The sequence below is a fragment of the Candidatus Limousia pullorum genome, from assembly GCF_057405065.1.
Genome location: NZ_CM171614.1, coordinates 641,793 through 656,792, shown reverse-complemented (window position 1 = coordinate 656,792; position 15,000 = coordinate 641,793). Strand labels below are relative to the sequence as shown.

Annotated in this window: 13 protein-coding genes; 8 read left to right on the top strand and 5 right to left on the bottom strand. The window is 41.7% G+C overall.

The window, feature by feature from the left end:
* Positions 1-4: 4 nt before the first annotated feature.
* A complete protein-coding gene (locus CGICJO_RS02945) occupies positions 5-715 on the bottom strand; it encodes an ABC transporter ATP-binding protein (protein WP_087377090.1) in 711 nt (236 codons plus the stop codon).
* Between the two features lie 218 nt (positions 716-933).
* Between CGICJO_RS02945 and CGICJO_RS02940 the strand changes: the two genes are divergently transcribed.
* From CGICJO_RS02940 to CGICJO_RS02915, 6 genes are read left to right on the top strand one after another with little or no spacing between them, the layout of a single operon-like run.
* Positions 934-1,863: an AEC family transporter gene (locus CGICJO_RS02940; protein ID WP_087377092.1), complete on the top strand. Its 930-nt coding sequence runs from the start codon at positions 934-936 to the stop codon at positions 1,861-1,863.
* A gap of 15 nt (positions 1,864-1,878) precedes the next feature.
* Positions 1,879-2,883: a helix-turn-helix transcriptional regulator gene (locus CGICJO_RS02935; protein ID WP_486499576.1), complete on the top strand. Its 1,005-nt coding sequence runs from the start codon at positions 1,879-1,881 to the stop codon at positions 2,881-2,883.
* A 30-nt stretch (positions 2,884-2,913) separates the two neighbouring features.
* The gene (locus CGICJO_RS02930) at positions 2,914-3,516 is read left to right on the top strand and encodes a Maf family protein (protein ID WP_486499575.1); all 603 of its coding nucleotides are present in this window, start codon (positions 2,914-2,916) and stop codon (positions 3,514-3,516) included.
* A 16-nt stretch (positions 3,517-3,532) separates the two neighbouring features.
* Positions 3,533-4,495, top strand: coding sequence for a diacylglycerol/lipid kinase family protein (locus CGICJO_RS02925; RefSeq protein WP_486499574.1), 963 nt, complete (start codon positions 3,533-3,535; stop codon positions 4,493-4,495).
* Complete coding sequence (locus tag CGICJO_RS02920; RefSeq protein WP_087377100.1) at positions 4,492-5,157, top strand: response regulator transcription factor; 666 nt, start codon at positions 4,492-4,494, stop codon at positions 5,155-5,157. Before CGICJO_RS02925 ends, CGICJO_RS02920 begins: the two co-directional genes overlap by 4 nt.
* Before the next feature lie 16 nt (positions 5,158-5,173).
* A complete protein-coding gene (locus CGICJO_RS02915) occupies positions 5,174-6,493 on the top strand; it encodes a sensor histidine kinase (protein WP_486499573.1) in 1,320 nt (439 codons plus the stop codon).
* Positions 6,494-6,848: 355 nt separating this feature from the next.
* Here CGICJO_RS02915 and CGICJO_RS02910 read toward each other — a convergent pair whose 3' ends face one another.
* On the bottom strand, positions 6,849-8,228 hold the full coding sequence (locus CGICJO_RS02910; protein WP_486499572.1) for a citrate/2-methylcitrate synthase: 1,380 nt from the start codon (positions 8,226-8,228) through the stop codon (positions 6,849-6,851).
* 29 nt (positions 8,229-8,257) lie between these two features.
* Entirely contained in the window at positions 8,258-8,779 is a 522-nt protein-coding gene (locus CGICJO_RS02905; protein WP_087377103.1) for a MarR family winged helix-turn-helix transcriptional regulator, read from the bottom strand.
* A gap of 452 nt (positions 8,780-9,231) precedes the next feature.
* Here CGICJO_RS02905 and CGICJO_RS02900 point away from each other — a divergent pair, with 452 nt between their 5' ends.
* Together CGICJO_RS02900 and CGICJO_RS02895 are read left to right on the top strand one after the other, a co-directional pair.
* Positions 9,232-10,221 (top strand): diaminopimelate dehydrogenase, encoded by a 990-nt coding sequence (locus CGICJO_RS02900; RefSeq protein ID WP_486499571.1) that lies wholly within the window; start codon positions 9,232-9,234, stop codon positions 10,219-10,221.
* Positions 10,222-10,727: 506 nt separating this feature from the next.
* Positions 10,728-11,702, top strand: a complete 975-nt coding sequence (locus CGICJO_RS02895; RefSeq protein WP_486499570.1) for a calcium/sodium antiporter — start codon at positions 10,728-10,730, stop codon at positions 11,700-11,702.
* Between the two features lie 42 nt (positions 11,703-11,744).
* Here CGICJO_RS02895 and CGICJO_RS02890 read toward each other — a convergent pair whose 3' ends face one another.
* Positions 11,745-12,584, bottom strand: coding sequence for a DNA-3-methyladenine glycosylase family protein (locus CGICJO_RS02890; protein ID WP_486499569.1), 840 nt, complete (start codon positions 12,582-12,584; stop codon positions 11,745-11,747).
* A gap of 523 nt (positions 12,585-13,107) precedes the next feature.
* Complete coding sequence (locus CGICJO_RS02885) at positions 13,108-14,856, bottom strand: Na/Pi cotransporter family protein (protein ID WP_486499568.1); 1,749 nt, start codon at positions 14,854-14,856, stop codon at positions 13,108-13,110.
* Positions 14,857-15,000 lie beyond the last annotated feature (144 nt).

The window sequence follows — 15,000 nt, the reverse complement described above, 5'->3', positions numbered from 1 at the left end:
TTGCTCACAAACGTGAACCCTGAGGCTCTGTGATTTTAAAGAACAAGTCCTCCAAGTCCTCGCCGTTTCTCTCAATGTCAGCCCTTGTTCTCTCTGCCACAACCCTTCCGTTCATAAGGATAAGGCATCTGTCCCAAAATTCCTCCACGCTGTCCAGCATGTGGGTGCTGACAAGTACGGAACAGCCCGCTTGTTTAAGCTCTATAAATATGTTTTTAAGCTCTTTAATGGCGTGAGGGTCAAGGCCAACAAAAGGCTCGTCGAAAAGCAGAACCTTTGGCTGAGGCAGAAGGGCGCAGCACACGGAAAGCTTTTGTTGCATACCTTTTGAAAGCTCTTTTCCCAGCTTGTCTTTTTTATCCCAAAGCTCCATTCTTTTTAAAAGTGCTTCTATTCTCTCTTTATAATTGGAAAGGCTGTAGGCTCGTGCCACAAATTCCATGTGCTCCTCAACGGTGAGAACATCGAAAGGTGCAGGTATTTCGGGAATGTAGCCGAATACTCTTTTTGCTTCAACGGTTTTGTTTGGGTGACCGTCTATAAAAATCTGTCCCTTAAAGCGCAGAAGACCTGATATACATTTTATAACAGTGGATTTTCCTGCGCCGTTTGGGCCGGCCAAAACAGCTATCTCTCCGTCGTTTACAGTAAATGAAATATTGTCATTTGCCAATACTTTTCCGTATTCTTTTGTAAGGTAGTTGATTTGTAACATATGTATGCCTCCTTTGTGGACAGTATACACCGAGTTGTTCATAAACACAAGTTAAATTTTGAACACAAACAGGAAAAAATTACGATAATATCAAGTTGAAATGACAAAAATAATTTATCAGATTGTAAACACCGTATAAAGTTGCTATAATGAATAAGAAAAAATAAAGAGAACCTCACAGCCTTTGTGGGGATAAACCATTATATGGGGGAATAGGTATGCTTGATTATTTTGTAATTGTTTCTCAACAGGTATTGATTTTGTTCATTCTTATAGCTGTGGGCTTTATCTGCGGAAAAATAAAGCTTATTGACGACTATGTAGCCAAAAAGCTCACTGATATTATTCTTATGATTGCAATGCCCTGCGTTATTGTAAACGCATTCCAGCGTGAATACAATCCTGAAATGCTTGTAAATCTGCTTATTACAGCTGTATGCGCAGTTGCAATTCATATAGTGACAATAGTTATCGCCTCTCTTGTGTTCAGAGATAAGGACGAGGGCAGAAAAAAGGTTCTGCGCTTCGGAACTATTTTCTCTAACTGCGCATTTATGTCAATTCCTTTGCAGGAAGCAGTTTTAGGCTCTGAGGGTGTTTTCTACTGTGCAATCTTTATCGGTGTGTTTAACCTCTTTAGCTGGACATACGGCCTTGTGCTTATGAGCGGTGACAAAAAACAGATGTCCGTTAAAAAGCTTGTTACAAACCCGGGAATTTTGGGCGTTGTTATAGGTGTTATCCTCTTTATCTGCTCAATAACTCTGCCTGCAATTATCGGCGAGCCTATCAGATATCTGGGAACACTCAACACTCCTGTGCCAATGCTTATTATAGGTTTCTACCTTTCACAGGTAAACTTTGTAGATGTTTTTGCAGAGAAGAAAAACTATGTGGCTTCAATTATAAGACTTTTGCTTATACCGATTATCGCTTTAGGCGTTATGTATCTCTGCGGAATCAGAGGAACTATGCTTGTTTCCATAGTTATTTCCGCTTCTGCCCCGGTTGCAGCTTCCTGCACAATGTTTGCCACAAAGTACGGCGGCGACACAATGCTTTCCGTAAGACTTGTGGCTTTGAGCACGGTTATTTCCGTAGTCACAATGCCTTTGGTTGTGGCTTTGGCAAATTCCCTTTCCGTATAATTAAGGGGTGATTTCATGGCAGGCGCAGGTACCCAAAAAAGACTGCTCTGTGTTTACCAAATATTAAGAGAATACACCGACGAGGAATACGGCATAACAATAAAGGATATCGCCCTTATTTTGGAGGCTGAATACCGGATTGTTTCGGCAAGAAGAAGCCTTTATGGTGATATAGCCGCATTAAGGGATTTCGGTGTGGATATATGTATGGTTAAAAGCCATGACACAAGGTACTATCTGGGAAGCAGAGAATTTGAGCTTGCAGAGCTTAAAATTTTAATTGACCTTGTGCAGAACTCAAAATTTATAACAAAAAAGAAAAGCGAAGAGCTTATCACAAAAATAAAGGGGCTTACAAGCCTGAGACAGGGAAGAATTCTGGAAAAGCAGGCGAACCTTAATTGCAGTCTTAAAACAACCAACGAACAGATTTATTACAATGTGGACAAGCTCCAGCACGCCATAGCCGCTAAAAAGCAGGTGGAATTTCTCTACAGCCAGTGGGTTTTGAATTTCGGTCATCTGGATATGGTGGCAAAAAGCTACAGGAAAAACGGCAAAAAATACGTGGTTTCACCATACGGACTTATCTGGAACGACGACAACTATTATCTTGTTGCCTACGATGGAAACAGCGAAAAGATAAAGCATTACCGTGTGGACAAAATGGAGCGAATAGAAATTCTTTACGGCGAGCGCACGGGGATTAAGGAATTTTTAAAGATGGATTTCCCCGACTACAAAAAGACCGTTTTCGGAATGTTCGGCGGCGAACCCCAAAAGGTAAAGATAAGGTTTGAAAACAGCCTTGTGGGAGCCGTTGCGGACAGGTTCGGAAAAGATGTTAAGATTGAAAAATATGACGCCTGCCATTTTGTAGCTGAGGTGGATGTGGTAATAAGCGGAAAGTTTTTCGGCTGGCTTTTTGCATTCGGCGACAAGGCTAAGATTATGGAGCCGGAAAAAACCGTAAAAGAGTTCAGAAAATTTGCAAAATCCGTATTAAAGCTTTATAATTAAAGTTAAATATATAATATAAGGGTGTAAAAAATGAGCTTATTCAGATTAAAAGACGGAGAAAATATTATACTTGCCTCCGCCTCTCCCAGAAGACGAGAGCTTTTAAAGCTTATCTGCGAAGATTTTAAATCCGTAAGCCCAGACGTGGATGAAACCGTTCCGGCTCAGGTGGAAATTTTGGAAAGACCCCAGTTTTTAGCTGTGAAAAAGGCGATGCATATATGCGGCTGTCTTTCCGAAAAAGCCGTTGTTATAGGCTGTGATACCGGAGTTTTTATAGATGATGAAATGCTGGGAAAACCAAAGGATGAAGAGGAAGCCTTTTCAATGCTTAAAAAGCTTCAGGGAAAAGACCATCTTGTGGTGACAGGCTGCTGTATCACCGACGGCACACATAAAAGGGAATTTTCTGTGACCTCCCGTGTGTTTTTCTATCCTTTATCAGATGAGGATATCAAGGACTACATAGCAACCGGCGAGCCTATGGACAAAGCCGGAGCCTATGGAATACAGGGAAAAGGAAGTCTGCTGATTGAAAAAATCCAAGGGGATTATTTTAACATTGTGGGACTTCCCCTTTCCGCTATTACAAGGGAGCTTAAAGCTTTCCTGAGAGAAATCAAAAATTCCTGAAACAGCGGAGGTGACTATGGAAACAATACATCTTTTTATAGTAAACCCCGTTGCCGGAAAAAAGGACATGAGCGGCGATATTTCCCGAAAAGCCCAAAATCTCGGTATTGAAAACTGCTTTATAGAGATTACAAAGGGAAAAAGCGACGCTTCAAGCCTTGCGGAAAAATGGGTCAAAGAAAATCCCGATAAATTTATAAGAATTTACGCCTGCGGAGGAGACGGAACCATAAACGAGGTTATCAACGGAGTATACAAATATAAAAACTGCGCCGTTGGCGGTATTCCAATAGGAACAGGCAACGACTTTTTGAGAACATTTGAGGAATTTCCTCTCAATGATTTTTTAAACCTTGAGAAAATGACAAAGGGAATTGAAAAATCAATCGACCTTATCTCCTGCGAAGGACATATAGGTATGAACGAGGTTTCCGTGGGCTATGACTGTGCCGTGGCTAAAAACGTGGTGAAGTTTAAGGACATACCCTTTGTGGGAGGCTCTCTCGCCTATAAAATTTCCCTTGTGTACTGTCTTTTTTCAAAGATGAAGCACAGGTTTAACCTTTTTGCCGACGGGAAACCAATGGGCAACAACGGAAACGACTACCTGCTGGCGGTTTTCGGAAACGGAAAATACTACGGCGGCGGAATAAAGGGTGCGCCCAGCGCAGACCCCTATGACGGCTTACTTGATTTGGTTTACATACAAAAGGTTTCCGTGCCGAGATTTTTAAGCCTTGTTTCACAGTTTATCAAGGGAAACCACCTTTCCGACAAACGCTGCGAGCCATATGTAAAAAACTGCCGCTGCAAAAGAATTGAAATAGAAACAAACGGTTTTGCGGATATCAGCGTTGACGGTGAAATCTACAGCATGTTAAACCCAACAGTTGAAATAATTGAAAATGCCATAAAGATAATTTTGCCTTGCGAAAAGGAAATGACAAACACTAACTTATTTTCGGAGTTGAAAGCATGATTTATATAGTTGAAGACGATAAAGACATAAGAGAAATGGAACGATACGCCCTGAAAAACAGCGGCTTTGATGTTAAAACATTTGAAAACGGAAAAGAGTTTTTTGCAGGACTTGCCTCGGAAGAGCCTGACATCGTACTCCTTGATATTATGCTTCCCGGGGAGGACGGACTGAAAATCCTCAAAAAAATCCGTGACAACGCCGACACAGCCGGTATTGCCGTCATAATGGTAACCGCCAAGGACAGCGAGCTGGACAAGGTAAAAGGCCTTGACATGGGCGCCGACGACTACATAACAAAGCCTTTCGGCATTATGGAGCTGGTTTCCCGAGTAAAGGCAATCCTCAGAAGAACATCTCAGGAAGCCGACGAGTTCTACACCTGCGGCGACATAGTTTTAAACAACAGAAAACGCACCGTCACCGTACACGGTGAAAAGTGCGTCCTCACCTTTAAGGAATTTGAGCTTTTAAAGTACCTTATCAAAAACAAAGGCATAGCCCTTACAAGAGAAAAGCTTCTTGAAAAGGTTTGGGGTTATGATTACGAGGGCGAAACAAGAACTGTTGATATGCACATAAAAACCATAAGAAAGAAGCTTGGCGACAGCGCCGACCTTATTAAAACCATAAGAAATATCGGTTACAAAATGGAAGAATAAGTTTTTCGGAGGAAAAATGAAGCTGAAATCAAAAATTCTCAAGGACTTTATTGTGGTGGCTGTTGCGTCCGTTTTGGTGACTATGATTTCCCTGAGCCTGTTTTTCAGTCTTGCCACCTACTCTGTCATGAAAGACGATGTAAAGGATTACGGCGAAGCGGTTGCGGCATTTCTCGAAAGCTCGGAAGAAAAGGGAATTGAGCACTTTTTCGAGGATTCCGACAATTACGGCATAATAGTTGCCGATGAAAACGGGGAAATTATTTACGACAACGGCATATATGATGTTTACGAACAGAGCATAAACGCCGTTAAAAACGGTCAGTTGGAGCTGAAGGTGGGCGACAAATACTGCTACTGCCAAAAGCTTGAAAGCGGAGAAATTCTGATAATATCTCAGGAAATGGATTCTTTCTTAGATCTTTTCAACGAGTTTATCCCGGTAACTGTTTCCGTAACCCTTATTATAATCGCCGTCTGTGTGATTATCTCATCAAAGCTCACCCGTGGCATAGTAAAGCCCATAGAGGAAATGGCAAAAGATGTGGAAAAAGCTCCATACGACGAGCTTGTACCCTTTACCGGAATGATAAAAGAACAAAGGCAGAAGCTGGACGACCAGATGCAGAGGGTTTTGGAAGCGGGAAAAATAAGGCGTGATTTTACCGCCAACGTGTCCCACGAGCTGAAAACTCCCCTTACCTCAATTTCCGGTTACGCCGAAATGATAGAAAACGGAATGGCAAAGCCCGAGGACATGCAGGTTTTCGGAAAAAGAATACACAGAGAGTCCATGCGACTTTTAAGACTTATAGAGGATATTTTAAAAATATCACAGCTTGAAAGCAACCAGGTTCCAAAGGATTTGGAGGACGTGGACATATACGAGCTTTGCAAGGAATGCAGGGAAAGCCTTGACATTCTCTGCGAAAAGTACGGCGTTTCCATAGAATTGAAAGGTCAGACCGCAGTAATAAAGGGCAACCGTGACATGCTTCACGAGCTTATATACAATCTCTGCGACAACGGCATACGCTACAATCATCCCGGCGGAAAGGTCTTTGTCACAATAAAAAGCCCCGTTGAACAGAACGGGGTAAACGGAGTTAATTTGATTGTAGAGGACAACGGAATAGGTATAGACGAGAAACACCTTTCAAGAATTTTTGAAAGATTTTACCGTGTTGACAAAAGCCGAAGCAAGCAGACCGGCGGCACAGGCTTAGGTCTTGCCATTGTTAAGCACATATGCGAACAGTACAAAGGCGCCGTATCCATACAAAGCACCTTAGGCAAAGGCACAACAATAACCGTCTTCCTTCCCTACGTCCAATGATATTTTTATATCCGACTTTTTTGTTTCCGCCTTGCAAGACTTTAGTTTGGAGATTAGCACCGTTTCAAGGCGGGCGAAACGTTAGTTTTGAAAATAACAATGGCTCTGTCACATTTAACTTTGTGGCAGAGCCATTTCTTATTATGGTGTTTTATGGTGTTTAATAAAAAATAAATATAATTGTAAAGAATAATAAAACAACCATGGTCAAAAAATATTAACCATGGTTGTAACTATAATATTCAAAATCAAACCTTACCGAGAGCGAGCCATTCCAAAGACTAAACAGAAGGTCTCGCCCGCCTTGAAATGATGTTTATTTCCAAGCTAAACCTTTGCAAGGCGGAAATAAAAATCATCTTTCGCTGAGGGGGATGTATTCTTTTTCGTCGCAAACGCTCTTGTATGCAGGACGGATGATTTTGCCGGCGTTGATAAGCTCTTCCAGTCTGTGTGCGCTCCAGCCGGAGATTCTGGCTATAGCGAAAATCGGAGTGAAAAGCTCCTTTGGAAGTCCCAGCATACTGTAAATAAATCCGCTGTAGAAGTCCACGTTTGCGGAAACGCCCTTGTAAATCTTCTTTTCTCTTCCGATAACAATAGGAGCAAGTCTTTCAACATTGCTGTAAAGGGTAAATTCTTTTTCAAGACCCTTTTCAACGGCAAGTTCTTTTACGAAGCTCTTCAGGGCAATAGCTCTCGGGTCGGAGATAGAATAAACAGCGTGACCCATACCATAGATAAGTCCGGAACGGTCGAAAGCCTCTTTGTGGAGAAGCTTCTGGAGATATACGTCGATTTCCTCTTCGTCTGTCCAGTCTTTAATCTCTCTCTTCATCTCTTCAAACATGCCCACAACCTTAAGGTTTGCACCGCCGTGCTTAGGTCCTTTAAGTGAGCTGAGTGCGGCAGCTATTGCGGAATATGTGTCTGTACCGGAGCTTGTAACAACGTGAGTTGTAAAGGTTGAGTTGTTACCGCCGCCGTGCTCTGCATGGAGAACAAGGGCAAGGTCGAGAACCTTTGCTTCAAGCTCTGTATATTTTTTATCTTCTCTCAAAAGCATGAGTATGTTCTCTGCTGTGGAAAGCTTTGGATCAGGCACATGAATTACAAGGCTCTGATTGCAGCAGTAGTGGTTGTATGCCTGATAACCGTAAACGGAAAGGAGAGGGAATACGGAAATAAGCTGCAAGCACTGTCTTAAAACATTTGATATGGATATATCGTTTGCGTTTTTGTCGTAGCAGTAAAGTGTGAGAACGCTTCTTGCAAGTGTGTTCATCATGTCGCTGGTAGGAGCTTTCATAACTACATCACGTACAAAGTTTGTAGGAAGTGTTCTGTAGGTAGCCAAAAGGTTTGTAAACTCCTCAAGCTCCTGAGCGTTTGGAAGCTTGCCGAATATGAGCAGGTAAGTAACCTCTTCAAAGCCAAATCTCTTATCTTTGAGAAAGCCACGGATTATGTCGTTTACATTTATTCCTCTGTAGAAGAGCTTGCCGTCGGTAGGAACTGTTTTGCCGTCTACAATTTTATTTTGTCTTATTTCGGAAATGTCGGTAAGACCTGCCAAAACGCCCTTGCCGTCCAAATCACGCAGACCTCTTTTTACATCGTACTTTGTATAAAGGCTCTGGTCAATGTTGTTGTTTGCAAGGCATATATCGGCTAAAGACATAATCTTAGGATTATTATCACTGTAATCAAAAATCATTTCATTGTTGTTTGGCATTGTTATCACTCCTATTGTAAAATCAGCGGTTAAATGCTGTTTGTCTTTGATAAATTGATTCTTTCTATTTCTTCGCACATAATGCGGTTAAATGACAGGGAAAGCCTTACAAGTTCACGTATTTCATCTTTGCCCATTTTTTCTTCCACTGCTTTGTAAAGCAAGGAGGCGGTTTCTCTGTCCCGCAAATAAATCTCCCGTCCGGTATCAGTAAGGGAGATATAGGTTTCTCGTCTGTTTTTGCTGTTGGTAATTCTTCTGATAAAGCCTTTTTCTTCAAGACTGCGCAGTATTCTCGATACGGCAGGTGTTGAAACACCCAGAACCTCCGAAAGACTTGTCACATTTACACCGTTGTTGCAATGACCGTCATATTCGCCGTGTTTTCTCACAAAATATATAACCAGGTATTCGGTTTGGGAAAGCTTTCCCAGCACGGTTCCGATGTTTATCTTAGAAAATATGTGCATTGCGTTTATCAGCTTTGCCGCCTGAACCTCTTCCGGCTCAAGGGGCGTTATGTCATTTATCTGTCTTTGGACAGGTTCCAAAAGTATCACCTCGCAGTAAGTCACTGTTAACTATGTTATTATTTAATTTCATTATATATCTACAATATCACCTTGTCAAGCATATAATGATGAACAATTAGTGATAATACCGTGAAATAATATTAAATATCCGCCGTTTTTCTGTAGAATTTATATATATTTACAAATAAACTACAATAAACATTGAAACTATTGCTGTTAAAGTTTATCTTTCTTATGGGAAAACAACCTCTCTTTTTTAAGTTAATTATGAAAGATTTTCAAAAAAGACTTCATAATTGCCCTTAATTTACCGCCTAAACAGGAAAAAATAGCGAAAAAATTCAAAATATACAAAATAAATTGCAAATATCCTATTTAATTCCTTTTGGATTTGTGATAAAATATTTTCGCTGAGTGTTTTTATCACCGTGAAAATCGGTAAATAAATCTGATAAACGAGGTGCATACGTATGGAAAAAATAAAAATCGGCATTGTAGGCTACGGCAACCTTGGCAGAGGTGTTGAGCTTGCAGTAAGACAAAACCCAGATACAGAGCTTTGCGCTGTTTTCACAAGACGTGACCCAAGCACTGTAAAAATCCTCACAGAGGGCTGTCCTGTATACAAAATGGACGATATTTTGAACTTTAAGGGCAAATTGGATGTTCTCATCCTCTGCGGCGGAAGCGCTACAGACCTCCCTGTTCAGACTCCAATGCTTGCAAAGCATTTCAATGTAGTTGACAGCTTCGACACACACGCAAATATTCCTGTTCACTTTGAAGATGTAGACAAGGCGGCAAAAGAGGGTAACACCGTTGGCGTTATCTCTGTTGGCTGGGATCCGGGAATGTTCTCAATTAACAGAATTTACTCTGAGGCAGTTCTCCCTCAGGGAAGCACATATACTTTCTGGGGCAAGGGCGTAAGCCAGGGCCACTCCGACGCAATCCGCCGTGTTGAGGGCGTTTTGGATGCAAAACAGTACACAATCCCTGTTGAAGCGGCTATGGACGCAGTTAGAAGCGGTTCAAATCCTGAGCTTTCCACAAGAGAAAAGCACACAAGAGAATGCTTCGTTGTTGCTAAAGAGGGCGCAGACAAGGCAAAGATTGAAAACGATATCAAGACTATGCCTAACTACTTCGCTGACTACGACACAACTGTTCACTTTATTTCAGAGGAAGAGCTTAAAAGAGATCACAGCGGTATTCCTCACGGCGGTTTCGTAATCAGAAGCGGCAAGACCGGTGAAAACGGCGAAACAAACCACATCATCGAGTATTCTTTGAAGCTTGGTTCAAACCCAGAGTTTACCTCAAGCATTTTGGTAGCTTATGCAAGAGCCGCTGTTAAGCTTGCAAAAGAAGGAAGCTTCGGCTGCAAAACAGCATTCGACATTGCTCCTGCATACCTCTCACCAAAATCACCAGCCGACCTTAGAAAAGAACTCCTTTGATTTTTTTATATCCGACCTGCAAAGAGAGGATATAAAAATAAACTTCCGTTTCAGGTCGGGCGAGTCTTTTGTTTCCGCCTTGTATAGGTTTAGTTTGGAAATAAACGTCATTTCAAGGCGGGCGAAACCTTTTTCTAAGTCTTTGGAATGGCTCGCTCTCGGTTGAGTTTGAATTTTAATATTTTATAATCTACAGCCATGGTTTTATTTTTGAATCATGGCTGTTTATTTATGTCGCCTTAATCTGCCTATACAACACATAGTTCTATAAAAGAAAAATAAAGAAATAAAAAACATAGTTGACAAAAGGGAAAATATTTGATACATTACATTATATAAAAGGGAGTAGCTGCACGATGTGTTTGCGGTGCGACATGCCCGATGTTTTCCTTTAAAAAGGTTAATGTCCGTATCGTAATTGAAAGCAAGACTTTTATTGTATAATTTCAGTTATGCAATAAAAGCCTTGCTTTTTATTGTGTGCAAAAAAGAAAGGTGAAGCAGAAATGATGTTAGTATGGAACATTTTGCTTTTGGTTGCAGGATTTGTTCTGCTTATCAAAGGCGCAGATTTCTTTGTTGTGGGCGCATCACGAATTGCCCAAAGATTCGGAATACCGGAAATTGTAATAGGACTTACAATCGTGGCATTCGGAACAAGTGCACCGGAGGCGGCAATAAGTATCAGCGCCGCAGTTCAGGGCAACACGGGAATAGCAATAGGAAATATTTTAGGCAGTAACATTTTAAATATATGGATTATTTTAGGAATTACCGCCTGTATAGCAAATTTGCCGGTAGCAAAAACCACGGCAAAATATGAAATGCCCTTTGTAATTTTTGTTTCCGTTGTGCTTTTGCTTTTGGCTGCAACCGCAGGAGAACTGAGCACATTTGCAGGAATTATTCTTTGGGTTTTATTTATAGCCTTCTTTGTTTACCTTATAGTTATTTCCAAAAAGGGAGGAAATAAGGAAATTTCCGACGCCGACGAAAGGGAGATAAAAGAGGTAAGAAAAAAAGGCGGAGCAAAGGATGTTTTAATTGCGATAGTTATGACTGTGGGAGGACTTGCCGCCGTTGTAATAGGAAGCAACCTGGCAATAGACGGGGCAACCTACATTGCAAAATTCTTCGGAATGAGCGACCGACTTATCGGACTTACAATAGTTGCCTTGGGTACATCACTGCCGGAGCTTGTAACCTCTATAACCGCCGCGAGAAAGGGCAACACCGATATTGCAATAGGAAATATTGTTGGAAGTAATATTTTCAATATTCTTTTTGTGCTGGGAACCACCGCACTTATCGCCCCTGTTCCATTTGAAAGTAAATTTATAGTGGACGGTGTTGTGTGCATAGCTTCCGCTGTTATGCTTTTCCTCTTTGTTCTCAACAAGGACAGAAAGCTGAAAAGAAGCGGAGGCATAGTGATGCTGTTGTCCTACGCCGCATATTTTGTATATCTCCTTGTTTCATAAAAAATTACGCCATGCGTTTTTGCATGGCGTTTTCTTTTAGTTTTATTCTGTCAAAAGGTCGGGATGCATACGGCTGTAGTGGAAAATGTACTGCTGGGCAATTCCGGCATATTCTCCGAAATCCTCAGGTGTCAATTCCGGGAACAAAACCTTCATTGCACGTTTCATCCACACATCAAGTGGAAAGCTTTCCACCCTGTGCATACCGAAAAGCAATGTGCAGTCTGCAACCTTTACCCCAACTCCCACGATTTTCATAAGCTCTTTTCTGGCTTCCTCATAGGGCAAGGTTCTGCATTTTTCCAAGTCAACCTCACCGGAAGCTACTTTTCTTGCTCCGTCTATAAGGTATCTGTTTCTAAAGCCTGCACGCAGCGGAGCTAAGTCCTCTTCGCAAAGACTTGAAAGCTTTTCAACAGTTGGAAAGGCGTAATCTGTGTCGTTTATCTTTTCGCCGAAGTTTTCGCAGAGCCTTTGAACTATTCCCTTTATTCTTTTTATGTTGTTGTTTTGTGAGATTATAAATGTGCAGAGTGCCTCAAAGGGTTCCTGTCTTAAAATTCTTATTCCCGGAGCATAGGAGGCTGCCTCTTTTAATATTGGGTGTATTTGGCTTATGTCATCTCTGATTTTTCCGTAGTCAAGTGTTAAATCAAAGTAGTTTTCCCAGATGTTTTTAAAATCTTCCTGTGTGCAGTTGTCGATTTTTAAAATATCGCCCTTTAAGCTTACGTCAACCGCCTTGTTAAAAGCCACGCCGTGAAAGCTTCCGTCCTCACGCTCAACCCAGCGAAAGCTCTGCCCGCAGTCCAGCGTTTCACGCAGGTCTAAATCCCTTACGCCGTTTATAAGAACACTGTTTCCCTGCTGTGCTATTTCCATTTTTTTCACCCTTTTTCGACTTTCTGTTTCTAATATTATATATAAGATTTATTGAATGATTGTTCTGTAAAAGAAAAATAAAGAAATGGAAATTATCCAATCCAGCGCCGTAGCGATGTTGTGTTACCTGATGCACATGATGGTGCGCCTCTACGGTGCATAGTTCTTTAAAAGAAAAACAAAAACAGCTATGGTCATTTCTGAACCATAGCTGTAAAAGTAATATTCAATTAAAATCAAACAAGCCGAGAGTGAGCCATTCCAAAGATTAAAGAAAACGTTTCGCCCGCATTGAAATGATGTTCATTTTCAAAGCAAAGTCCTGCAAGGCGGAAACAAAAGACTCGCCCGACCTGTGCAGGCGTTAAAGAACAATATAAACCCTTGCAGGTCGGAAATAAAAAAGACTCTGCCACAAAGTTAATTGTGACAGAGCCATTGTTATTTCTAAAACTAAGGTCTCGCCCGACCTGCGCAGTAGTTAATTTTTAAATCCTCCCCTTGCAGGTCGGATTTAAAAAAATCACATTTTGAGGTATTTTTGACGGTAGCTTTCGTATTTCTGACGGTAGTTGTCGCCGTTCTTTCTTACATCGTGAGAATAGATGTGAGTTTCAAGACGGTCGTCGGCAACTTCAATCATGTATGCAGCTACGTTTGCACAAAGGTCGCTTACACGCTCAATGCTTGAAAGCAGGTCTGAGAAGATGAAGCCAAGCTCTATTGTGCATTCGCCGTTTTGCAGACGCTTGATGTGATGCTTTTTCATCTTTGCCTTGATGTCGTCGATTGTCTGCTCCAAAGGCTCGATGTCCTGAGCAAGGATAAGGTCACGCTTGTTGAGAGCGATAACTGTTGTGGAAAGGATTTCCTTTGTTGCTGCGATGAGATGTTCAAGCTCTTCCTGTGCTTCAGGTGAGAAAGAAACCTTTTTGTCGTGAAGCTCCTTGGCAACCTTGAGAACGGAAACAGCGTGGTCGCTGATTCTTTCCAAGTCTCCGATACTGTGAAGCATACCGGCAACAATGTTGCTGTCATCGCCGGAAAGGCTCTTTGCGCTGAGCTTTACAAGATAAGTTCCCAGAATATCCTCGTACTGGTCAACCTTCTTTTCGCCGTTTAAAATATCGGTTTCTTTCTGGGGGTCAAAATTCTTTATGCAGGAAAAAGCCTTGAACATAATGTTCTTGGAGATTTCTGCCATTTCAGCTGTAAGTCTCATGCTGCGCTCTGTAGCGATAGCAGGTGTGTTGAGAAATCTTTCGTCGAGGAAAGGAGCGTCGCCTGTATGCTTGTCCTCTTTGATTGTAAGTGTTGCCAGCTTAACAAGAAACTTGTTAAACGGCAGGAGAATTGCGGTTGCAATAACGTTGAATGAGGTGTGAACAATAGCTATGCCGGTTCTTGTGATAGTGCCGTTTACGAAATCAAAACTAAACAGAGCGTTTAATCCATAGAACAGCAGGGAAATTGCCACAACGCCAACTATGTTGAAATAAAGATGGATAAATGCCGCACGCTTTGCATTTTTCTTTGCTCCGATACAGGAGATAAGAGCGGTGGCACAGGTACCTATGTTCTGTCCGAGGATAATCGGGAAAGCACCGCCGAAGGAGATAGCTCCTGTTGCGGACAAAGCCTGCAAAATACCCACAGATGCGGAAGAGCTCTGGATAATAGCTGTCAAAACAGCGCCGGCAAGGATACCGAGGATTGGGTTTCCTGCAAACATAAGGAACATCTGGCTGAACCAAGGAGCGTTTGCCAAAGGCTTAACAGCTGCGCTCATTGTTTCCATACCTGCCATAAGGATTGCAAATCCGATTACGATGCTGCAAATGTCCTTTGTCTTTTGTTTCTTTGAAAACATTGTGATTGCAATAGCGATAAATGCAAACAAAGGAGCAAAAGTACTTGGTTTAAGCATTTGCATCAAAAGACCGTCGCCTTCAATGCCGGTAAGGCTCAGAAGCCAAGCGGTTACGGTTGTACCGATGTTGGCGCCCATAATAACGCCCACAGCCTGACCGAGCTTCATAATACCTGAGTTAACGAAGCCAACGACCATTACCGTGGTGGCTGAGGAACTCTGAATAACAGCTGTAACTGCTGCACCAAGCAGAACTCCTCTGAAAACGCCGGCGGTAAGCTTTTCAAGTGTTTTTTCAAGCTTTCCGCCGCCGACCCTTTCAAGACCTTCGCCCATTATGTTCATTCCGAAAAGGAAGAAAGCAAGGCCTCCCAAAAGGGCAATGATTGATAAGATATCCATTTCTACCATCCTTTTATACTTTTTTGGTGTTGAAATCATTTTCTATTATGAGGTTAGCAAGTAAAAAGAATGTTATCTGTTTGTAAAAAATGTGTAAAGTTTGTGAAATAAAATACACATAAGGGTATTTTTGTTTGTTATTTT